The sequence below is a fragment of the Allobosea sp. P4_E12 genome, assembly GCF_056401655.1.
In genome coordinates this window covers 24,084-45,053 of sequence record NZ_JBFUIY010000039.1, presented here as the reverse complement: position 1 = coordinate 45,053, position 20,970 = coordinate 24,084, and the positions used below count along the sequence as shown (strand labels likewise).

Annotated in this window: 24 protein-coding genes; 14 read left to right on the top strand and 10 right to left on the bottom strand. The window is 66.0% G+C overall.

The window, feature by feature from the left end; genetic code table 11:
• Nucleotides 1-131 precede the first annotated feature (131 nt).
• Nucleotides 132-455 (bottom strand): DUF1476 domain-containing protein, encoded by a 324-nt coding sequence (locus tag AC1DW9_RS31210; protein WP_113513401.1) that lies wholly within the window; start codon nucleotides 453-455, stop codon nucleotides 132-134.
• A 309-nt stretch (nucleotides 456-764) separates the two neighbouring features.
• On the opposite strand from AC1DW9_RS31210, the gene purC reads away from it, so the two are divergent.
• The 4 genes from purC (at nucleotide 765) to purQ (ending at nucleotide 3,188) form a co-directional block, all read left to right on the top strand.
• Nucleotides 765-1,562: a phosphoribosylaminoimidazolesuccinocarboxamide synthase gene (gene purC / locus AC1DW9_RS31205; RefSeq protein WP_043242352.1), complete on the top strand. Its 798-nt coding sequence runs from the start codon at nucleotides 765-767 to the stop codon at nucleotides 1,560-1,562.
• 14 nt (nucleotides 1,563-1,576) lie between these two features.
• Nucleotides 1,577-2,161, top strand: a complete 585-nt coding sequence (locus AC1DW9_RS31200) for a hypothetical protein (protein WP_441508254.1) — start codon at nucleotides 1,577-1,579, stop codon at nucleotides 2,159-2,161.
• Nucleotides 2,162-2,245: 84 nt separating this feature from the next.
• A complete protein-coding gene (gene purS, locus AC1DW9_RS31195) occupies nucleotides 2,246-2,488 on the top strand; it encodes a phosphoribosylformylglycinamidine synthase subunit PurS (protein ID WP_043242342.1) in 243 nt (80 codons plus the stop codon).
• Between the two features lie 4 nt (nucleotides 2,489-2,492).
• Complete coding sequence (purQ, locus tag AC1DW9_RS31190; protein WP_441508253.1) at nucleotides 2,493-3,188, top strand: phosphoribosylformylglycinamidine synthase subunit PurQ; 696 nt, start codon at nucleotides 2,493-2,495, stop codon at nucleotides 3,186-3,188.
• 69 nt (nucleotides 3,189-3,257) lie between these two features.
• Here the strand turns inward: purQ and AC1DW9_RS31185 are convergent, their stop codons facing one another.
• The 5 genes from AC1DW9_RS31185 to ccmA form a co-directional block, all read right to left on the bottom strand.
• Nucleotides 3,258-3,854, bottom strand: coding sequence for a DsbE family thiol:disulfide interchange protein (locus AC1DW9_RS31185; RefSeq protein WP_113513409.1), 597 nt, complete (start codon nucleotides 3,852-3,854; stop codon nucleotides 3,258-3,260).
• The gene (gene ccmD / locus AC1DW9_RS31180; protein ID WP_441493321.1) at nucleotides 3,851-4,024 is read right to left on the bottom strand and encodes a heme exporter protein CcmD; all 174 of its coding nucleotides are present in this window, start codon (nucleotides 4,022-4,024) and stop codon (nucleotides 3,851-3,853) included. The genes AC1DW9_RS31185 and ccmD overlap by 4 nt, the downstream gene beginning before the upstream one ends.
• A complete protein-coding gene (locus AC1DW9_RS31175; protein ID WP_441508252.1) occupies nucleotides 4,021-4,779 on the bottom strand; it encodes a heme ABC transporter permease in 759 nt (252 codons plus the stop codon). Before AC1DW9_RS31175 ends, ccmD begins: the two co-directional genes overlap by 4 nt.
• An 89-nt stretch (nucleotides 4,780-4,868) precedes the next feature.
• Nucleotides 4,869-5,537 carry a heme exporter protein CcmB gene (gene ccmB, locus AC1DW9_RS31170; RefSeq protein ID WP_441481041.1) on the bottom strand — a complete coding sequence of 223 codons (669 nt, stop codon included), beginning with the start codon at nucleotides 5,535-5,537 and terminating at the stop codon, nucleotides 4,869-4,871.
• The gene (gene ccmA / locus AC1DW9_RS31165; protein ID WP_441508251.1) at nucleotides 5,534-6,190 is read right to left on the bottom strand and encodes a heme ABC exporter ATP-binding protein CcmA; all 657 of its coding nucleotides are present in this window, start codon (nucleotides 6,188-6,190) and stop codon (nucleotides 5,534-5,536) included. Before ccmA ends, ccmB begins: the two co-directional genes overlap by 4 nt.
• Before the next feature lie 195 nt (nucleotides 6,191-6,385).
• Between ccmA and acnA the strand changes: the two genes are divergently transcribed.
• The 9 genes from acnA to AC1DW9_RS31120 all read left to right on the top strand — a co-directional run bounded on the left by acnA (nucleotide 6,386) and on the right by AC1DW9_RS31120 (nucleotide 16,319).
• Nucleotides 6,386-9,085, top strand: coding sequence for an aconitate hydratase AcnA (gene acnA, locus AC1DW9_RS31160; RefSeq protein WP_476855285.1), 2,700 nt, complete (start codon nucleotides 6,386-6,388; stop codon nucleotides 9,083-9,085).
• Between the two features lie 221 nt (nucleotides 9,086-9,306).
• Nucleotides 9,307-9,588: an acyl carrier protein gene (locus AC1DW9_RS31155; protein WP_043242327.1), complete on the top strand. Its 282-nt coding sequence runs from the start codon at nucleotides 9,307-9,309 to the stop codon at nucleotides 9,586-9,588.
• A gap of 146 nt (nucleotides 9,589-9,734) precedes the next feature.
• A complete protein-coding gene (locus tag AC1DW9_RS31150) occupies nucleotides 9,735-10,196 on the top strand; it encodes a 3-hydroxyacyl-ACP dehydratase FabZ family protein (protein ID WP_069878634.1) in 462 nt (153 codons plus the stop codon).
• Between the two features lies 1 nt (nucleotide 10,197).
• Nucleotides 10,198-11,328, top strand: coding sequence for a beta-ketoacyl-ACP synthase (locus tag AC1DW9_RS31145; RefSeq protein ID WP_441493316.1), 1,131 nt, complete (start codon nucleotides 10,198-10,200; stop codon nucleotides 11,326-11,328).
• Between the two features lie 10 nt (nucleotides 11,329-11,338).
• A complete protein-coding gene (locus AC1DW9_RS31140; protein WP_441493315.1) occupies nucleotides 11,339-12,622 on the top strand; it encodes a beta-ketoacyl-ACP synthase in 1,284 nt (427 codons plus the stop codon).
• Entirely contained in the window at nucleotides 12,619-13,365 is a 747-nt protein-coding gene (locus tag AC1DW9_RS31135; protein WP_476855284.1) for an SDR family NAD(P)-dependent oxidoreductase, read from the top strand. The genes AC1DW9_RS31140 and AC1DW9_RS31135 overlap by 4 nt, the downstream gene beginning before the upstream one ends.
• Before the next feature lie 39 nt (nucleotides 13,366-13,404).
• Nucleotides 13,405-14,427: a zinc-binding dehydrogenase gene (locus AC1DW9_RS31130; RefSeq protein WP_113513425.1), complete on the top strand. Its 1,023-nt coding sequence runs from the start codon at nucleotides 13,405-13,407 to the stop codon at nucleotides 14,425-14,427.
• A gap of 103 nt (nucleotides 14,428-14,530) precedes the next feature.
• Entirely contained in the window at nucleotides 14,531-15,511 is a 981-nt protein-coding gene (locus tag AC1DW9_RS31125) for a lipid A biosynthesis lauroyl acyltransferase (protein WP_441493313.1), read from the top strand.
• A gap of 67 nt (nucleotides 15,512-15,578) precedes the next feature.
• Nucleotides 15,579-16,319 carry a DUF1223 domain-containing protein gene (locus tag AC1DW9_RS31120; RefSeq protein WP_441493312.1) on the top strand — a complete coding sequence of 247 codons (741 nt, stop codon included), beginning with the start codon at nucleotides 15,579-15,581 and terminating at the stop codon, nucleotides 16,317-16,319.
• Nucleotides 16,320-16,323: 4 nt separating this feature from the next.
• On the opposite strand, the gene AC1DW9_RS31115 is transcribed toward AC1DW9_RS31120, so the two are convergent.
• The 3 genes from AC1DW9_RS31115 to AC1DW9_RS31105 all read right to left on the bottom strand — a co-directional run bounded on the left by AC1DW9_RS31115 (nucleotide 16,324) and on the right by AC1DW9_RS31105 (nucleotide 18,401).
• Nucleotides 16,324-16,929 carry a TPM domain-containing protein gene (locus AC1DW9_RS31115; RefSeq protein WP_441508248.1) on the bottom strand — a complete coding sequence of 202 codons (606 nt, stop codon included), beginning with the start codon at nucleotides 16,927-16,929 and terminating at the stop codon, nucleotides 16,324-16,326.
• On the bottom strand, nucleotides 16,929-17,702 hold the full coding sequence (locus tag AC1DW9_RS31110) for a TPM domain-containing protein (protein ID WP_441493310.1): 774 nt from the start codon (nucleotides 17,700-17,702) through the stop codon (nucleotides 16,929-16,931). Before AC1DW9_RS31110 ends, AC1DW9_RS31115 begins: the two co-directional genes overlap by 1 nt.
• A 90-nt stretch (nucleotides 17,703-17,792) precedes the next feature.
• Nucleotides 17,793-18,401: a LemA family protein gene (locus AC1DW9_RS31105; protein WP_441508247.1), complete on the bottom strand. Its 609-nt coding sequence runs from the start codon at nucleotides 18,399-18,401 to the stop codon at nucleotides 17,793-17,795.
• A gap of 166 nt (nucleotides 18,402-18,567) precedes the next feature.
• On the opposite strand from AC1DW9_RS31105, the gene ggt reads away from it, so the two are divergent.
• Nucleotides 18,568-20,340: a gamma-glutamyltransferase gene (gene ggt / locus AC1DW9_RS31100; protein ID WP_441508246.1), complete on the top strand. Its 1,773-nt coding sequence runs from the start codon at nucleotides 18,568-18,570 to the stop codon at nucleotides 20,338-20,340.
• Between the two features lie 193 nt (nucleotides 20,341-20,533).
• Here ggt and AC1DW9_RS31095 read toward each other — a convergent pair whose 3' ends face one another.
• Nucleotides 20,534-20,959 carry a hypothetical protein gene (locus AC1DW9_RS31095; RefSeq protein WP_441493308.1) on the bottom strand — a complete coding sequence of 142 codons (426 nt, stop codon included), beginning with the start codon at nucleotides 20,957-20,959 and terminating at the stop codon, nucleotides 20,534-20,536.
• Nucleotides 20,960-20,970: the final 11 nt, after the last annotated feature.

The window sequence follows — 20,970 nt, the reverse complement described above, 5'->3', positions numbered from 1 at the left end:
AGACACGGCGGGACGAGGACAGTGGGCAGCAAACTCGCACAAAAACAAACGGGCGCTCATGCGCCCGTTTCAACCACGTCCTGCGTTTGGTGAACCGGCCGTGCCGATTCACGTGAAACAGGGATTCGCCACTAGCGCCCGGCCTGGACTTCCTCTGCGGCCCTGATCAGGAGCTCGGTCATCACGCGGCGAATCTCCTCGTCCGCAACCGCGACGCTCGCAGTTGCGAAATCGGACCTCACCTTGCGCAGCACGTCATCGTCGCCGGCCTCCTCGAAATCGGCCAAGACTACGGACTTAGCGTAAGCGTCCGCTTCAGCGCCGCTCTTGCCGAGCTTCTCGGCTGCCCAGAGGCCGAGAAGCTTGTTACGCCGGGCCGTCGCCTTGAAGCGCAGCTCCTCGTCGAGGGCGAACCTGTTCTCGAAGGCATCCTTGCGCTGATCGAATGTCGTCATGCGGGTTAAGTCCTCTTGCGGGCTCCGGGTGGCTTCTCCAAGCGATATAGGGTGCCGCAGCGCCCAGGGCCAGCGCGGATTGCAATCTGGCGATCGGGCCCTTCGCCCGGTTTGTTGCGTTTGCAGTGCAGAAGCGCCATATAGCGGTCGCGAGGGTGGCCGATTGGGCTATGCTCGCTTTGAACCGGACCAATCCGCAATCCAGGCCGATCGCGTCCGAGCGCAGATCTAAGGCGAGGCTTGCGAAGGACCGGCGGAACAGGGGCCACGATCCCGCCGCGGGCAACCGCGACCAGAGAAAGGCCGATTTTGGATTTCCTCAAGCCACGGTACATCCCGATGAATCGCCGCCGTCGCATTTACGAAGGCAAGGCGAAGGTCCTCTATGAGGGACCGGAGCCCGGTACGCTGATCCAGCACTTCAAGGACGACGCCACCGCCTTCAACGCCAAAAAACATGAGGTGATCGACGGCAAGGGCGTCCTGAACAACAGGATCTCCGAGCACATCTTCTCCAATCTCAACGATATCGGCGTGCCGACGCATTTCATCCGTCGGCTGAACATGCGCGAGCAGCTGATCCGCGAGGTCGAGATCATTCCGCTCGAGGTGGTGGTGCGCAACGTCGCCGCCGGCTCGCTCTCGACTAAGCTCGGTCTCGAAGAGGGCACGCAGCTGCCGCGCTCGATCATCGAGTTCTATTACAAGAACGACGCGCTGAACGATCCGATGGTCTCGGAAGAGCACATCACCGCCTTCGGCTGGGCGACGCCCCAGGAAATCGACGACATCATGGCGCTTGCCATCCGCGTCAATGATTTCCTCTCCGGCTTGTTCCTCGGCGCCGGCATCCGCCTCGTCGACTTCAAGATGGAATGCGGCCGGCTCTGGGAAGGCGAGATGATGCGCATCGTCGTCGCCGACGAGATCAGCCCGGATTCCTGCCGGCTCTGGGACATCAAGTCCAAGGACAAGATGGACAAGGACCGCTTCCGTCGCGACATGGGTGGGCTGATCGAGGCCTATACCGAAGTGGCCCGCCGCCTCGGCATCATGGGCGAGAACGAAAAGGCCGGCCCTGCCGCCGGACCTCGCCTGGTGCAGTGAGCACTGGCGGAGCCGTGACAGCGAATTGGAAACGGGAGCGCCTGCGCTCCCGTTTGCTTTTGGCTGCGCTGCTCGGCGGCCTGAGCCTGCTCACCGCCTGCAGCAACCATTTCGGACCCGGCCTTGCCGAGCTGGCGGCCGATCGGGGCTGGCAGCCGCTGCCGATCGGCTCCTGGGTCGTCAATGACGGCCTCGAGCCCCGTACCATCGTCTATTGCGCCGGCGCGCCCTGCCTGCGCCCCGCTGTCGCAGCCTTGATCGCCGTTGAAGGCCGCAAGGCCGACGAGTTCGAACGAGGCCTCGCCACCGACCCAGCCCGTCTGGCGCGTGAATTCTCGAAGCCGGTCGATGCTGCAAAGGGCGCGAAGCCCAGGCCCACAGCGGCCACGGTCAAGAGCACCACCAGCGTTTCCCGCTTCGATGGCGGCGGTCCGTCCGGATTGCTCGTCGAAATTCGCGGCAAGGGCGAGACCGGACTGCTTGCGGCAACCGCGATCCTCTATGGCAGGGAAGCCGGCAAGCTCGTCATGGCGATCGCGGTCAGCAACGATGCCGAGGCCGCGCAAAACTATGCACGCGCCGCCTGGCGCAGCCGCTGATTCGCCGTGAAGCCCTGACATGTGGTTGAGCCCGAACCGATTCGCCGCTAAGGCACCCCGCAGAAGCCCTGCCCGGAGAGCACAATGAAAGCCCGCGTCACCGTCACCCTCAAGAACGGCGTGCTCGATCCGCAGGGCAAGGCGATCGAAGGCGCTCTGAAATCGCTCGGCATCGACGGTGTCGGCTCGGTGCGTCAGGGCAAGGTCTTCGACATCGAGTTCACCGCCGGCGACAAGGCCGCCGCCGAGAGCGCGCTCAAGGATGCCTGCGAGAAGCTGCTCGCCAACACCGTCATCGAGAATTACCGCGTCGAAATCGGAGCGTGAGACGATGAAAGCCGCCGTCGTCACTTTCCCCGGATCCAATCGCGAGGGTGATGTCGCCACTGCCCTGCGGCAGGCCGGTGCCACCGTCACCCATGTCTGGCATGCGGACACGGAGCTTCCGGCCGGCACGGATCTCGTCGTGCTGCCGGGCGGCTTCTCCTATGGCGACTATCTGCGCTGCGGCGCCATCGCCGGCCGGGCCCATATCATGGATGCGACGCGAGCCCATGCGGCGCGCGGCGGCTATGTGCTCGGCATCTGCAACGGCTTTCAGATCGCCTGCGAAGCGGGGTTGCTCCCGGGTGTCCTTGCCCGCAACGCCAATCTGAAATTCGTCTGCAAGCGCCAGCATCTCACCGTCGAACGCGCTGATACCGCCTTCACCCGCGCCTACACCAAGGGCCAGGTCATCGATGTCTGCATCGCCCATGGCGAAGGCAACTATATCGTTGATCCCGAGACCTTGGCGCGCCTCGAAGGCGAGGGCCTGGTGGCCTTCCGCTACGCCGACGCCGACGGTCAGGTCACCGCCGAAGCCAACCCCAATGGTTCGCTGAACGGCATTGCCGGCATCTACTCGCCCGGCTTCAATGTGCTCGGATTGATGCCGCATCCGGAAAACCTGATCGATTCGCTCACGGGCGGCACCGATGGGCGCGGCATGTTCGAGAGCCTGATCAACGGCAAGAAGGCAGCCTGACCGGCTCGCTCCCCGTCATGCTTGGGTTTGGCCCGGCATGACGGACACGACCGGGCCGGGCGGCCCGGCTCACTTCGCCAGCGCAGCCGCCTTCGCCAGCAGCTTCTGCGCGCTGTTCACATCGAGCGCGCCGACATGCTTGTCGACGATCCGCCCGTCCGGGCCGATCAAGAAGGTTTCCGGCACGCCATAGACGCCCCATTCGATTGCGCCACGGCCGGCGCGATCGACGCCCACGGCAGAATAGGGATTGCCGAGCGCTCCCAGGAAGCGGCGGGCATTCTCGGCCTCGTCCTTGTAATTCAGCCCGACCACGGCGACCTTGCCCTGCTTGACCACGGGCGCCTCAGCCATCGCGACAAGATGCGGGTGCTCGACGCGGCAGGGCGCGCACCAGCTCGCGAAGACATTGACGATGGTGGCCCGCCCCTTGGCCAGGTCGGCCATGGTGAAGGCCGGGACTGGCTGCCCGTCGCGCTGCAACCCTTCGAGCGCGGTCAGCGCGATCGTCGGAGCCGGCTTGCCGATCAGCGCCGATGGAACCTTGCTGGCATCCCCGCTGAACAGCCCGACCAGGAAGACCAGGGACAGCCCGGCAAACAGGATCAGGGGAATCAGGAAAACCAGCGGCGAGCGCCGGCCTGGCGCGCTCTCGACCTCGCTCACGACAATGCCTTCCCGGAACGGCGGCCGGCGCCGCGCTGTTCCAGCGCGTCGAGAGCCTGCCTTTGCGCGCGGTGATCGCGCCAGGTCATCAGAATCAGCCCGCCGAGGATCATCACGACAGACGCATAGGCGGTCAGGATGTAGCCGGCATGCGGCCCAAACGCGCTCATACCGCGACCTCCGCCGCCAGCCGGTCCAGCCTCTCGGCCTCGAAGATCGTCAGCGTCCGGACCCGGCGGCGCATGATCTCGGCCCGCATGGCGACGAGATGCAGCGCCAACGCCAGCAGCGTGAAGCCGACTGCCAGGATCAGGAGCGGCCAGAGCATGGCGGGATGAATGGTCGGCCCGCCGGCGCGAAAGACCGATGCCGGCTGGTGCAGCGTATTCCACCAATCGACGGAGAACTTGATGATCGGCACATTGACGAAGCCGACCAGTGTCAGGATCGCCACTGCCCGCCCGGCGCGCGAGGGATCGTCGAGCGTGCGCCACAGCGCCATGATGCCGAGATAGATCAGGAAGAGCACGAGCACCGAGGTGAGCCGCGCATCCCAGACCCAATAGGTCCCCCACATCGGCTTGCCCCAGAGAGCCCCCGTGATCAGGCAGATCAGCGCGAAGCAGGCTCCGATCGGAGCCGCCGCCTTCTGCGCCACATCCGCAAGCGGATGGCGCCAGACCAGGGTGCCCAGTGCCGAGACCGCCATCATCGAGTAGAACATCAGCGCGAGCCAGGCAGCCGGCACATGCACGAACATGATGCGGATGGTTTCGCCCTGCTGGTAATCCGCCGGCGCGACGAAAAAAGCGAGATAGAAGCCGACGGCAAGCAGCAACGCGGCCGCGCCCCCAAGCCAGGGCAGCAGCCGGCTCGACAGGCGCATGAAACGCGTCGGATTCGCCAGTTCGATCAGGCTAGCCATGCGGCCCTTTTGCTCTTCATTTGACGAGTGAGGATGTAGCAACCGGCTTCACGCTTCACAATCGCAGCCGATGGCCATGGCGTCGCAGCCTAGTCCGCCTGCCGGAGCGCCGCAGCAGCGGCGATGGTGCCGATCACGAGCGTCGCGAGCGACAAGGCGCACAGAATCAGAAACGGCGTCAGGAAGGGCACCGTGCCGCCAAGCGCGCTGTTCGAAGCCGAGACGCCGAAGATCAGCACGGGTACCGTCAGCGGCGCGACGAGGATCGGCAGGATCAGGCCGCCCCGCTTGAGGCCGGCCGTCAGCGCGGCTCCCGTGGCGCCGATGAAACTAAGCGCCGGCGTCCCGACCAGCAGCGTCCCGGCGACCGGCAGCATCGCCTCGGCGGGAAGCGCGACCAGCAGGCCAAGCAGCGGGGCAGCCAGCGCCAGCGGCAGGCCGGTCGTCAGCCAATGGGCGAGCCCCTTGGCCAGTACGGCGAGTTCCAGGGGCAGGGCCGAGGCGCGGATCAGGTCGAGAGAACCGTCCTCCTCATCGCCCTGGAAGAGCCGGTCGAGCCCGATCAGGGTCGCAAGCAACGCTCCGAGCCAGAGAATGGCCGGGCCGATCCGCGAGAGCAGATTGAGATCGGGCCCGAGTGCGAAAGGCACCAGCACGACCAGTGTCAGGAAGAACACCAGCGCGAGCTCCCCGCCTCCGCCGGCACGAGCCGCCAGGGCGAGGTCGCGTTTCAGGATCGCCAGGAAAGCTCCGCTCACGGCCCGATCCTCATCTCGCGCGCCGTTTCCAGGCCAAGCGGGCCGTGCGTCGCCGCCAGGATCGCGCCGCCCGCATCGAGATGAGCCTGCATCAGCCCGATCAGCATGTGTTGGGAGGCCGTATCGAGCGCCGAGGCCGGTTCGTCGAGCAGCCAGAGCGGCCGTCGTGAAACCAGGAGCCGTGCCAGCGCGACGCGCCGGCGCTGCCCGGCCGAGAGATAGCCGACCGGCAGAGCCGCGACATGCGGCAAGCCAATAGCGGCAAGCGCCTCATCGGCGGCGAGCCCGGGCTCGCCGAGCAGGGCCTGGACGAAATCGAGATTCTCGCGCGCCGTCAGCGCCGTTTTCAATCCGTCGCGATGACCGACGAGATGGATCTGCTCCATCAGGGGCGCATCGCCGATGCCGGTTACTCGCAAAACTCCGGCGGCGGGCCGCAACCGCCCGCAGATCATGGCGATCAGGCTCGACTTGCCGGCGCCGTTGCGGCCGGTGAGCGCAATCGCCTCCCCGCTCCCGAGCGTGAACTCAAGCTTTTCGAAAACCAGTCGCCCGCCTCGGCGGCAAGCCAGGTCTTCGGCGCTCAGCGTGAGTGGGGCGTAGGAAAACTGCGTCAAGGCCAGGGCATCTTCCCGTGCGTCAGAAGCTGCCACGCACGCGTTTCGTTCATGTAGCGGGCTTCTTGGAATTGATCTATAGAACGCTCGGCTACGCCGCACGCCGATCCGGCGCGGGGCTCGGGCACTCCCGGGGCGGCGCGCGCGTCATGCGCATTAGGCCTTCGATCTCGCCTGCCCGCAAGGGCGACCGAATCGCGACCGCAACCCCTTGATCAGGATTATGCCCGCATGGCTAACCAGGATTCCTTCAAGTCCCGCAAGACGCTCGACGTCGGCGGCAAGAGCTACGTCTATTACTCCCTGCCCGACGCCGAGGCGAACGGCCTTCCCGGCATTTCGAAGCTTCCCTTCTCGATGAAAGTTCTGCTCGAGAACCTGCTGCGCTTCGAGGATGGCCGCTCGGTCACCAAGACCGACATCGAGGGCTTCGTTGCCTGGCTGTCCGACAAGGGCAAGGCCGGCAAGGAGATCGGCTTTAGGCCCGCACGCGTGCTGATGCAGGATTTCACCGGCGTTCCGGCAGTGGTCGACCTGGCCGCGATGCGCGATGGCGTCGTCGCGCTCGGCGGCGATCCGGCCAAGATCAACCCGCTCGTCCCCGTCGACCTCGTCATCGACCATTCGGTCATCGTCGACGAGTTCGGCACGCCCAAGGCTCTCTCGCAGAATGTCGAGCTTGAATATGAGCGCAACGGCGAGCGCTACCGCTTCCTGAAATGGGGCCAGGGCGCCTTCGACAATTTCCGCGTCGTCCCGCCCGGCACCGGCATCTGCCATCAGGTCAATCTCGAATACCTCGCCCAGACCGTCTGGACCAGGACCGAGACGATCGACGGCAAGGAGGTCGAGGTCGCCTATCCCGACACCGTCGTCGGTACTGATTCGCACACCACCATGGTCAACGGCCTGGCCGTGCTCGGCTGGGGCGTCGGCGGCATCGAGGCCGAGGCTGCCATGCTCGGCCAGCCGCAGTCCATGCTTCTGCCCGAGGTCATCGGCTTCAAGCTCACCGGCTCGCTGCGCGAAGGCATCACTGCGACCGACCTCGTGCTGACCGTCACCCAGATGCTGCGCAAGAAGGGCGTSGTCGGCAAGTTCGTCGAGTTCTTCGGCCCCGGCCTCTACAACCTGACGCTCGCCGACCGCGCCACCATCGCCAATATGGGCCCGGAATACGGCGCAACCTGCGGCTTCTTCCCGGTCGACGCCGAGACGATCGACTATCTCACCACCACCGGCCGCAAGTCGGACCGGATCGCGCTGGTCGAGGCCTACAGCAAGGCACAGGGCCTGTTCGCCACCATCGAGACGCCGGACCCGGTCTTCACCGACACGCTGGAACTCGACCTGGCCACGGTCCAGCCTTCGATGGCCGGCCCGAAGCGCCCCGAGGGCCGCGTCGACCTCGGCGCCGTCGCCAAGGGCTTCGCCGCAGCGATGGACACCGAATACAAGAAGGGCGCCGAGATCGCCCGCCGGGTTCCCGTCGAAGGCCGCGCCCATGATCTCGGCCATGGCGACGTCGTCATTGCCGCCATCACCTCCTGCACCAACACCTCGAACCCCTCGGTGCTGATGGCCGCGGGCCTGCTCGCCCGCAACGCGGTCGCCAAGGGCCTGACGGTGAAGCCCTGGGTCAAGACCTCGCTTGCCCCCGGCTCGCAGGTCGTGGCGGAGTATCTCGCCAAGTCCGGCCTCCAGACCGACCTCGASAMGCTCGGCTTCAACCTGGTCGGCTWCGGCTGCRYCACCTGCATCGGCAAYTCCGGYCCGCTGCCGGGCCCGATCTCGAAGGCGATCAATGATCAGGGCCTGATCGCGGGCGCCGTGATCTCCGGCAACCGCAATTTCGAAGGACGCGTCTCGCCGGACGTGCAGGCGAACTACCTCGCCTCGCCGCCGCTGGTCGTCGCCTATGCGCTGGCCGGCAGCGTCCAGAAGGACCTGACGACCGAGCCGCTCGGCACGGGCAAGGACGGCCAGCCCGTCTTCCTGAAGGACATCTGGCCCTCCAACAAGGAGATCCAGAGCTTCATCGCCCAGAACGTCACGCGCGCCATCTTCGAGGCGAAATATGCCGACGTGTTCAAGGGCGACCAGCACTGGCAGGACGTGAAGACCCCGGAGAGCCAGACCTACGCCTGGGACGATGCCTCGACCTATGTGCAGAACCCGCCCTATTTCCAGGGCATGGGCAGGAAGCCTTCGCCGGTCACCGAGATCGTCGGCGCGCGCATCCTCGGCCTGTTCGGCGACAAGATCACGACCGACCACATCTCGCCGGCCGGTTCGATCAAGGCCGCCTCGCCGGCGGGCAAGTACCTGACCGAGCACGGCGTCGCCGTCGCCGACTTCAACCAGTACGGCACGCGGCGCGGCAATCATGAGGTGATGATGCGCGGCACCTTCGCCAATATCCRCATCCGCAACCACATGATGGGGCCGAACGGGCGCGAGGGTGGCTACACCATCCACTATCCCAGCAAGGAAGAGCTGCCGATCTACGACGCCGCCATGCGCTACCAGGAGGAGAAGGTGCCGCTGGTCATCTTCGCCGGCGTCGAATACGGCAACGGCTCCTCGCGTGACTGGGCGGCGAAGGGCACCAACCTGCTCGGCGTCAAGGCCGTGATCGCGCAGAGCTTCGAGCGCATCCATCGCTCGAATCTCGTCGGCATGGGTGTTGTCCCCTTCACGCTTGCGGAAGGCACGAGCTGGGCTTCGCTGGGCCTGAAGGGTGACGAGAGCGTCACCATCAAGGGGCTGGCCACGGTCAAGCCGCGCCAGATGCTGGAGGCGGAGATCACCTTCGCCGACGGCACGGTCAAGAATGTCCCGATTCTCTGCCGCATCGATACGCTGGACGAGCTCGATTACTTCAAGAACGCCGGCATCCTGCACTACGTGCTGCGCGGCATCGCGGCGTAGTCCGCGCCCTGCCCTGGCTCCGTCTGACCGGGCCGGGGACATCGACATACAGGGCCGGCCTCTGGCCGGCCCTGTTTCGCCTTGCGGCGCCTCCAGTTGTCCTCGCGCAGGCGTAGGTGTAATGGGGCGTCACAGCCATCCTTGGCGGGGGGCTTGGGGCAGGCGCGCRCCAGCGCGCCCGGATGTCCGCCGCCACAATCCAAGACGACGGGAGCACCCGCATGTCCGCMACGTTCGAGACGGTCGCCGGTATCATTTCGGAGACCTGCGATATTCCTCGCGAGAAGATCACGCCCCAGAGCCACGCCATCGAAGACCTCGGCATCGACTCGCTGGCTTTCCTCGACATCGCCTTCGCGATCGACAAGGCTTTCGGCATCAAGTTGCCGCTCGAGCAGTGGACCCAGGAGGTCAACGAAGGCAAAGCGCCGGCCGAGCAGTATTTCGTGCTTGAGAACCTGTGCCAGCGTATCGACGACCTCGTCGCCGCCAAGAAGGCCTGAATTTCGCTCGCAGGGCCGCCGCTTCGATGAATTCGCGAGGCGGCCTTGAGACGGACACCCTCTCCCGATAGAGCATGATGCAGCCGAGCCGGGCGTTCCCTCGCCCGCTCGGCGCATCTGTTGCTCGCCACCCGGTCAGGACCCGCATGCGCCTCGAATATTTCGACATGATCGACACGGTCGTGACCTTCGATCCGTCGCAGAAGCGCATCGCCACACGTTCGACCGTGCCGAGCGCGAGCCCCGTTTTCGAGGGGCATTTCCCCGGCCACCCGCTTGTTCCCGGCGTGCTCCTCACCGAAACCATGGCCCAGGCTTCCGGCTATCTTCTGCTCGCTCTCAACCAGTTGCAGCAGATGCCGTTCCTGATGATGGTCGACAAGGCGCGCTTCCGCACCTTCGTCGAACCTGATGCGGTGCTGGATGTCAGTGCCGAGCTCGTTCACGAAGGCTCGGGCTACGCCGCCACCAAGGCAAGAATCGCGATCGACGGCAAGCCGATCTGCGATGCCGAGCTGCGTTTCCGCCTGATGCCGTTCCCGGCCGACATGCGGACGTTGATGGAGCAACGGATCGCGGCGATCGGCCTCGTCCCGGAACGGAACTGACATGATGCGTGACGTCGTCATTACCGGCATCGGCCTGGCCTCCAGCCTGGGCGAAGGCATCGAGACGCATGCAGCGGCTCTGGCCTCCTCCGTTGAACCGGTCGTCGATACCGAGAGTTTCGCGCCCTATCCCGTGCACCGGCTGAAGCCGCTCGAACTCGATCGGCAGATTCCGAAGAAATCCGATCAGCGCCAGATGGAGCCATGGCAGCGGCTTGGCGTCTATGCCGCCGGTCTTGCTCTCGACGCTGCCGGCCTGAAGGACGACGTCGACGCCAAGAGCGAGCTCCAGGTCATCGTCGCCGCCGGTGGTGGCGAACGCGATCATGCCGTCGATTCCGCGATTCTGACCGGCTTGCGCGGCGCGAACCAGCCTGGCGCCTTCCTGAACGAGCGGCTGATGGGCGACCTGCGCCCGACGCTCTTCCTGGCGCAGCTCTCCAATCTTCTCGCCGGCAATATCGCGATCGTCCACGGCGTCACCGGCGCTTCGCGTACCTTCATGGGCGAAGAGCAGGCCGGCGTCGACGCGATCCGCACCGCCCATGCCCGCGTCGCCTCCAGCCAGGCAGACGTGATGCTGGTCGGCGGCGCCTACAATGCCGAGCGTCGCGACATGCTGCTGCTGCTCGAAGCCGGTGGCTATTTGCGCAAGGGTGATTTCGCACCCGTCTTCGAACGGCAGGATGCGCCGGGACTGATCACCGGCAGCGCCGCAGCGTTCCTCGTCCTCGAATCAGCCGAGCGCGCCAAGGCGCGTGGCGCCAAGGTTCTGGCCGGCCTCAGCCATGTCGCGGCCGCCCGCGCGCGCCGCAGCGAGCAGGGCGCGGTCGAGGCCACATTGCGCAAGCTGGTTGCCGGCTTCGGCGCAGTGTCGTCTTCAGCCCTCGTCATCTCGGCGGCGACCGGCGCAGCCGGCGTCACCGGCGAAGAGGCATCGGCCATCGCCAACCTGCCCGCCGCCAAACGCATTGCCACAGGCGATCTCGTTGGCCACAGCCTCGAGGCTGCATTCCCCATTTCGGTTGCCCTTGCCGCCATCGCCCTTGCCAATGGCCAGGCAAGCGAAGCGATCGTCACCGGCGCCGGCCATTGGCGCGGAGAAGGCGCGGCGCGCCTCGTGAAAGCGTGAGGATATCGCCATGAGCGCACAGCATCGCGACTCCAAGGGCCGCCCCGTCGTCGCCGTCACCGGACTGGGTGTCGTCACCTCGCTCGGCCAGGGCAAGCAGACCAACTGGGAGGCGCTGACCGCCGGGCGCTCGGGCATCCATCGCATCGAGCGCTTTCCGATCGACGGGCTGCGCACGACCATCGCCGGCACGGTCGATTTCCTCTTCGATGCGCCTTTCACGGCGCCTCAGCTTTCCGAGAAGCTCGCGACGCTTGCCGCAGAGGAGGCCGTGAGCCAGAGCGGGCTCGGCTCGGACGGTGATTTTCCCGGCGAACTCTTCATGGCCGTTCCTCCGGTCGAGATGGAATGGCCGCAGAAGCAGGAACTGGCCCAAGCCATCGACGGCGACGTCGATTATGACGGATTGCTGCGCGCCGCCGCCGCGCACAAACACAAGCCGATGCATGAGCTCTTCCTGTTCGGAGGCGTCGCCGATCACATCGCCGATCGGTTTGGGACCCGGGGTTCGCCGATCTCGCTCTCGACCGCCTGCTCGTCGGGCGCAACCGCCATCCAGATGGGCGTGGAGGCGATCCGGCGCGGCGAGACGAGCGCGGCGCTGTGCGTCGGCACTGACGGCTCGGTCCATGCCGAGGCGCTGATCCGCTTCTCCCTGCTCTCGGCATTGTCGACGCAGAACGATCCGCCGGAAGGCGCGTCCAAGCCCTTTTCCAAGAACCGCGACGGTTTCGTCATGGGCGAAGGGGCCGGGGCGCTGGTTCTCGAGGATTACGACCACGCCCTGGCGCGTGGCGCGACCATCCTCGGCATCGTCGCCGGTTGCGGCGAGCGCGGCGACGGCTTCCACCGCACGCGTTCGAGCCCGGACGGCAAGCCGGCGATCCTCGCCATGCAGGATGCATTGGCCGATGCCGGGCTGACGCCGGACGATGTCGACTACATCAACGCGCACGGCACCTCGACGCCCGAGAATGACAAGATGGAGGCGATGAGCTGCTCCGCCGTCTTCGGCGAGCGCATGGCGCGCCTGCCGATCTCCTCGAACAAGTCGATGATCGGCCATACGCTCACAGCCGCCGGAGCCGTCGAAGCAGTGATCTCGCTTCTGACCATCGCCAACGGCCGCATCCCGCCGACGATCAATTACAACCTGCCCGACGCTGCCATTGCCCTCGATGTCGTGCCGAATACGGCGCGCGACGCCAAGGTCAGGACCGTCATCTCCAATTCCTTCGGTTTCGGCGGGCAGAACACCTGTCTCGTGCTGACCGCCCCCCCGGAGGCGGCATGACCCGCATTCTCGTCACCGGCGGCGCCAAGGGCGTTGGCGCCGAGATCGTGCGCGCGCTCGCAGCCGCAGGGCATGATGTCGATTTCACCTATCGGTCATCGGCCGATCAGGCGCTGGCGCTGGCAGCCGAGATCGGCGCGGCACATCCCGGCCAGGCCGTTCGCGCGCTGCCGCTCGATCTCGCCGACAAGCCAGCCCTGGACACATTCTGCGAGGCGGTCGAGGGCGACAGCTATTTCGGCTTCATCCACAACGCCGGACAACCCTACGACACGCTCGCAGCGATGATGGTGCAGGACAAGGCCGAAGCGATCATGCAGGTCAATTTCTGGGCCTTCACGCGTCTTGCCAAGAGCCTGATGCGCGGCATGCTCCGCGCCCGCAGCGGACGCATCGTCGCGATCGGATCCGTGGCCGCGCTGCGCGGCAATCCGGGCAACGCCGCCTATGCCGCCTCTAAGGGCGCGCTGATTTCCTATGCCAACACCCTGGCCGTCGAAACCGGCAAGCGCGGCGTCACCGTCAACGTGATCGCGCCGGGCTTCATCGATACCGACATGATGGCCCCCTACGCCGCCTATCGGGAAAAGATGGAAAGCCAGATCCCCGCCGGCCGCTTCGCGAAGCCCGAGGAGATCGCCGGGCTCGCCACCTTCCTGATGAGCCCCCCGGCCGGCTATATCACCGGCACCGTCCTGCCGATTGATGGTGGCCTGACGGCACAGCTCGGCGTGCATCRCTGAGCGCGCTCAGCCGGTAGATGCGTATTTGAAAGGCTCGACATGCGTTCCCTCCAGCTCTTCGGCGACCGTGACCTGCGCCTGACCGAAATCGACCCGCCGCCGCCACCCGCCGCCGGCGAGGTGCAGATTCGCGTGCGCGCCGTCGGCCTGAACTATCTCGATGTCTGGGGTTTCCGCGGCATGGCCTTCGCCAAGCGCAAGATGCCTCAGGCGGCCGGTGTCGAGGCCGCAGGCGAGGTTGTGGCTGTCGGCGAAGGTGTCAGCCGTTTCCGGGAGGGCGACACCGTCACCATGTACGGCGCCGAGACCTGCGGCCACTGCAAGGCCTGCCGCGAGGGTCGCGACAATCTCTGCGAGAATGTCGCCGGCATCATGGGCTTCCATATCGACGGCTTCGCCCGCGAGCTGATCAACCGGCCCGAGCGCCTCGTGATCAAGGCTCCGAAGGGCGTCTCCTTCGAGGAGGCCGCCTGCGCGCCGATCGGCTTCGGCACGGTGCAGCACATGCTCTTCGACAATGCCAAGCTGGAGCCGGGTGAATCCATTCTCGTTCACGCCGGCGGCTCCGGCATCGGCACCGCCGCGATCCTGATGGCCAAGGCGATCGGCTGCACCGTCTACACCACCGTCGGCGACGACGAGAAGGGCGCCAAGGCCAAGGCGCTGGGCGCCGATTTCGTGGTCAACTACAAGACCGAGCGCTTCGAGGGCGAAGTGCGCCAGCTCACCAAGCGCAAGGGCGTCGATGTCGTCTTCGAGCATGTCGGTGCCGATACCTGGAATGGCTCGCTGCTTTGCCTGAAGCGCGGCGGCAGGCTCGTCACCTGCGGCGCAACGTCGGGCCCCTCGACCACGATGAACCTGATGCAGCTCTTCCAGCAGCAATACCGCATCTTCGGCTCCTTCGGCTGCCGCATCGAGAACATCGCGCAGTCGCTGGAGAAGATGGCGGGCGGCATGAAGCCGGTGATCGACTCGGTCTTCCCACTCGAGGATTTCGAGAAGGGGCTCGCCCGACTTGAGGGCCGCAAGGTCTTCGGCAAGGTCATTGTCGCCTTCTGAGCCCGGAATTCGCGCGCCAGACTTGACCGGCGCGTATTCCTGACGCAAGTCGCGCGGCTGGCGCCGGGCCTTTCCGGCTCTTCGGAAAGAGGCCCTCGCGGCATTGAGACGTTTGAAGCACTTCGCGGGCCGGCTCGTTGCGGCCGTCATGATCGGCCTGATCCGGGCTCTGTTCGGTTTCCTGCGCCTGCTCGGGCCGGAACGCGCCAGTGATCTCGGAGGCTGGCTGCTGCGCAGCGTCAGCCCGCTGATCCCGGTCAATCGCGTCGCACTGGCCAATATCCGTGCCGCCTTCCCGGAGAAGAACGAGGCCGAAGTCCGGACGATCGCGCGCGGAGCCTGGGAGAATCTCGGCCGCACCGCTGCCGAGTACGCGCATCTCAAGACCCTCTTCGACTATGACGACGACAACCGGGATGCTCCCTCGCGGGTCGAGGTCTCCGGCATCGAGCATTTCGTCGCGCTGAAGGATGACGAGAAGCCAGGACTGATCTTCTCGGCGCATCTCGCCAACTGGGAGCTCCCGGCGATCTGCGCCGCGGCCTACAAGCTCGACACAACCGCGGTCTTCCGCGCGCCGAATGACCCGGCAATCGCCAACGTGGTGCACGAGATTCGCTCCGGCGCCATGGGCGGGCTTGCCGCGGCGAAGCAGGGCGCTGCCTTCGCGATGCAGGGCGTGCTTGAGAAGGATGGCCATCTCGGCATGCTGATCGACCAGCATTTCACCCGGGGCGTGGTGATCCCCTTCCTGGGCCGCCCGGCCCTGACCAACCCGATCCTCGGCAAGTTCGCACGCCGCTTCGACTGCCCGGTCCATGGCGTGCGGGTCATCCGGCTGCCGGGGCAGCGCTTCCGGCTGGAACTGACACCGCCGCTCGACCTGCCCCGCGACGAAGCCGGCGAGATCGACGTCACGGGCGCCATGGCGATGATGACCGCGGTGGTGGAAGGCTGGGTGCGCGAGCACCCTGAGCAATGGCTCTGGATGCATCGGCGCTGGCGCCCGAACATGATCAAGGCGGCTGCGCTGGCGAATTACGGGGATACGACCTGGCCACAGCCCAAATTCAAGGCAACGTGATTTCCAAGTGAGGCTTATTGAGCGCTTTGGTAACGTCTCGCAGTCAGCTTGAAGCCGAGTTTCGAGAATGACCCGCCGGTTACGCGCCTTTTCTGCCTTCCTTGCTGCCCTCGCGTTTGGCGGCGCGACAGCGCTTGCCCAGACGCCGGCCAAGCCGCCAAGGGCGGTGATCGAACTTTTCACCAGCCAGGGCTGCTCATCCTGCCCCGCGGCCGACGCCCTCTTCGTCGAGTTGGCCAAGGACCCGAGCCTGATCGCCCTCACCATGCCGGTGACCTATTGGGATTATCTCGGCTGGAAGGACACGCTCGGCCAGGACGTTTTCAGCAAGCGCCAGAAATATTACGCCAAAGGTCGCGGCGACGGCCAGATCTACACGCCTCAGGCCGTGATCAACGGCGCTTCGCACATGGTCGGCTCCGACAAGGCCCTGATCGAGCAATCGCTCAAGGAGCACGCGAGCCCGGCGCTTCCGGTCTCCGTCACCCTGTCCGAAGCCTCCGGCCACCTGAGCATCAAGCTCGATCCCACCGGAACCGGCAGCGAGCGTGGCGGCGGCGTCTGGCTGGTGCCGATCTCGCGCCTTGTCACGGTGCCCATCGAACGCGGTGAGAACAAGGGCAAATCGGTGACCTACGCCAATGTCGTGCGCGGCATCGTCAAGGTTGGCGAATGGACCGGGGCGGCCACGACGATGTCGGTCCCGCTCGCGACGACACAGCTTCCGAATGCCGACGCTTATGTCGTCCTGGTGCAGGGCGACCAGCCCAATCGGGTGATCCTGGGCGCCGCACGCAGCCCGCGCTGAGGCTTCAGAGCAGGACCACCTTGTTCGGTAGCTCGTCGACGTCGTCTGCCGCTGGCGGCGCATGGCGGGCAAGAACGCTGCCGACCGCTCCAACCGCATCGATCAGACCTTCGCGCAGGCGGTCCTCCTTCGCTGCCGCGAGCAGCGGCTCGATGATGCCGCGCCAGACCGCCTGATCGATCGTCTCGTCTATTCCGATATCCGCGACGATTTCGGCATAGCGCTCCTGCAGGGCGATGTAGAGCAGGACGCCGGTGCGCCCACGCGTGCGGGTAAGGCCGCGTGCGGTGAACTCGCGCAGCGCAACGTCATGGGCCCGCCGGCGCTTGATGAAGCCAGGCACGAATCGCCCACCGCGCCCATACCAGAGCAGCGTCACCATCAAAGTCGCAGCGCAGACGAGTTGGATCAGGAAGATTCGCGGAGCGCTGGTTGCCGTCAGTATCAGCAACGGCCAGGGCACGAACAGCGCCAGCACCAGTGCCATCACCAAAGGCACGGTGCGGTAGCTGCTTGCAGCGCGGTCGATCACCACGACGATCTCGCCGGAGGTCAGGCTTTCCGCCTGCCGCACCGCTTCCGCGATCGCCTCCTGGTCTTGCGTATCCATCACCAACTCCCAGAAGCACCGCCGCCGCCGGACGAGCCCCCGCCGCCTGAAAAGCCGCCGCCCGAACCCGAACCCCAGCCGCCGCCACCGCCCCAGCCGGAACCGGAACCCGTCCCCCAGCCGGAGCTGGTCGGCGGCAGCGTCACCCAGCGGCCATCGCGCATCCGGTGTCCGCGCCCGCCGCCTTGCTGGTTCAGCCCACGCAGGATGCTGACCACGACGATGAAGATGAAGAACATCACCAGGATGACGGCAACATCCTCCCCAAAGCTGCTCTCGTCACTGCGGACGGTCGCGCGGCGCTGCCATTCCTCGGCATCTCCAGCCAGAATGCTTAGGATCGCGTCGACGCCGCCCTCGATGCCGCCGGCAAAATCACCCGTCTTGAATTTCGGTGCCACCGCGGTGGTGATGATGACCTTCGAGAGCGCGTCCGTGAGCGCGCCCTCCAGCCCATAACCGACCTCGATGCGGACCTTGCGCTCGTTCGGCGCGACGAGCAGCAGCACGCCGTTATTCCTGGCCTTCTCGCCGAGCTGCCAGTGCCGGAACAGGCGATTGCTGAAATCTTCGACGGCGTAGCCTTGGAGCGACGGCACGGTCGCAACCACGACCTGATCGCTGGTCTTGGCCTCATGGGCCTGCAGCTTCTGCTCGATGCGGCTGCGCGCCGCGGCATCGAGCAGATTGGCGTTGTCGACGATGCGGCCGGTCAGGGCAGGAAAATTGGGATCGGCCGCAAGCGCGAAGCCGGCCCAGAGCAGGACAAGCAACAGGGAGAGATAACGGAGAACCCCTCTCCCTTCTGGAAGAGGGGCTACCCGACCTGTTCGGTGAGCGAGCCGGGGCACCCCGGGGCCCGCTTAGAACTTCACCTCTGGCGGCTTCTCCGCGCCCGCCGCCGCGGAGAAGGTTTCCATCGCCTTGGCGCCCCAGAACAGCCGCGCCCAGATCACGCCGGGGAAGGTGCGGATCTCGGTGTTGAAGCTCTGCACCGCCTGGATGTAGTCGCGCCGGGCTACCGCAACACGGTTCTCGGTGCCTTCGAGCTGCGACTGCAGGGCGAGAAAGTTCTGGTTCGACTTGAGCTCAGGATAGCGCTCGACCGTGACCAGGAGCCGTCCCAGAGCGCCCGTCAGGGCATTCTGCGCATCCTGATACTCCTTGAACTTCGCGGGATCTGTGATGGTCGACGCGTCGACCTTGACCTGCGTCGCCTTGGCGCGCGCCTCGATCACCTGGGTCAGCACCTCGCGCTCCTGCGAGGCATAGCCCTTCACGGTCTCGACCAGATTGGGGATCAGGTCGGCGCGGCGTTGATACTGGTTCTGGACCTCGCTCCAGGCCGCTTTGGCCCTCTCCTCGAGTGTCGGCACATTGTTGATACCGCAGCCCGCGAGCATAAGGCCGAAGAGGGTGACGGCCGCAAGCGCAAGGCTGCGGCGACGAACGGTGGAGAGCGCGAACGACATGTCGATGCCCCTTTTGGCAATGATCGAGCGATCGATTCGGAGCTTAGCGCTCCGCTCGAGCGGGTGAAAGGCAGCTCGTACAATCACCCGTTGCGTTATCCGGGCCTTGCACCGCAGCCCTTCCACTGCTGGGATGGGCGTCAGCCTGCAGCGGGAGATCGCCAGCATGAACCTCTCCTTCTCCACATCACGCTCCGCCGGACGATCAGCCCTCCTTGCGCTGGCCGCAGCCAGTGCCCTTTGGGCAGGAGGAGCGGCCTCACAGCCCCTTGCACCCGCGCCCGAAGCTGCGACCGGCCGCATCGCCAAACCCGTCGGCACCGCGCAGCGCTACATGGCGGCGGCGGCCAATCCGCTCGCCGCCAGCGCCGGCCGCGAGATCCTGCGCGCCGGCGGCAGCGCGACCGACGCTGCGATCGCGATCCAGCTCGTTCTCAATCTGGTCGAGCCGCAGAGCTCGGGCATCGGTGGCGGTGCCTTCTTCGTGCACTGGGACGAGGCCGGACGAGCACTCGTCACGCTGGACGGCCGCGAGCGGGCTCCCCAGGCAGCCAGGCCCGACCGCTTCATCGGCGCCGACGGCAAGCCGATGAAGTTCATCGACGCCGTCGTCGGCGGACGATCGGTCGGCGTGCCCGGCACGGTCAAGCTGCTGGAGGAGGCGCATAAGCGCTGGGGCAGACTGCCCTGGGCCACCGTCATAGCCCCCGCGATCAAGCTGGCGGAAGAGGGCTTCACCATCTCTCCGCGCCTCAACGGCCTGCTTTCCGGTGAGACAAATCTCGCAAAGGACCCGCGCGCCTTCGCCTATTTCTACGAGCCGGACGGCAAGGCCAAGGCGGTCGGCACGGTCCTGAAGAATCCGGCCTTCGCCGCAACACTTCGTGCCATCGCCGAGAGAGGGTCCGACGCCTTCTACTCCGGGCCGATCGCCGAGGACATCGTCTCGACCGTGACCGGTCACAAGACCAACCCCGGCGATATGACGCTGGCCGATCTGCAAGCCTACAAGGTCGAAGAGCGAGAGGCCGTCTGCGGCTCCTATCGGGTCTGGCGGATTTGCGGCATGGGGCCGCCGAGCTCCGGCGCGATCGCCGTCCAGCAGATGCTCGGCATCCTCGAAACCCAGAACATGGCCCGGCTCGGCCCTTCTGCCGAAAGTGCACACTGGTTCAGCGAGGCAGGTCGCCTCGCCTTCGCCGATCGCGCGCTCTTCCTCGCCGACCCGGCCTTCGTCAGCGTGCCCGTCAGCGGCTTGATCGACCGCGATTACATCCGCTCGCGCGCCGGGCTCGTCAGTCCCGACAAGTCGATGGGCCGCGCCAAAGCCGGCGATCCTCCCAACAAGCGGGCTCAGCTCTTTGCCCCCTCGGACGGCATCGAGAACGGCACGAGCCATATCTCGGTGATCGACGCCGACGGCAATGCGGTCTCAATGACTACGACGATCGAGGATGGCTTCGGCTCGCGGCAGATGACCAAGGGCGGCTTTCTGCTCAACAATGAGCTGACCGATTTCAATTTCGCTCCGGAGGAGGAGGGCAAGCCCGTCGCCAACCGCGTCGAGGGCGGGAAGCGCCCGCGTTCGTCGATGGCGCCGACCCTGGTGTTCGATGCCTTTGGCCGCCTCTACGCCGTGGTCGGCTCCCCCGGCGGCAGCCAGATCATTGGCTTTGTCGGCAAGACACTGGTCGCCCTGCTGGACTGGAAGATGTATCCGCAGGCCGCCGTCGACTTCGCCAATTTCGGCAGCCGCAATGGCCCCACCGAGCTTGAAAAGGGCACTGAGGCCGAGGCCTGGAAGACAGCGCTCGAGGCCAAGGGCCATGAGGTCAGGCTGCTGGAAATGACCTCCGGCATCCAGGCGATCGTCAAGACCCCTGAAGGCTTTGTCGGGGGAGCCGATGGCCGGCGCGAGGGGGTGGCGATCGGCGACTAAAGCATCGGCCCGAAAAGTGGATTGCGGTTTTCGGAAAAGCCGATGCAAACACAGAAGGTTAGATCATCGGACCGGATACGATATCCGGTCCGATGATGTAGCGGGTCCGGCACATCATGCCCGGGCGAATTCCGGGCCTCATCGGCTTCGGAGTGTCTCGGGTCGGCGCTGCGCCCGAGACAGGCGGCAGGCGTTAAACCTGCCCGACCGGGCGCTCCCCACCCGCGCCGCGCCCCGCGATCAGCCAGTAGACGAAGCCGGTGGCGGCCCCGACCAGGAACAGCGCTGCGATGATCTGTGTCTCGCTCGCCGTCGGTGCGCGTGACAGCCGCAGCATGGCGAGCGGCAGCAGCGCCGCGAGGGTGCCTGTCAGCCCGCTCTGGATGAGCCCGCTGCGGATGCGGAAGAGCTCGGAGCCGATAGCGACGAGCACGACCGGCGCGACCATGATTGCAAAGCCCAGCCGGCCGAGCAGTGTGAAGGCAGCTTCCGCCGTGGGGCCGGGATCGAAGCCGCTCTCGGCCTGGGCGAAGAGCGCTGTGAGCAGGCGCTCGAAGCCGCCGCCGATCAGCAGGGCGATGTCAGGCGAAACCACGCTGGCGATGAGCAGGGCAAACATCCCCGATCCCA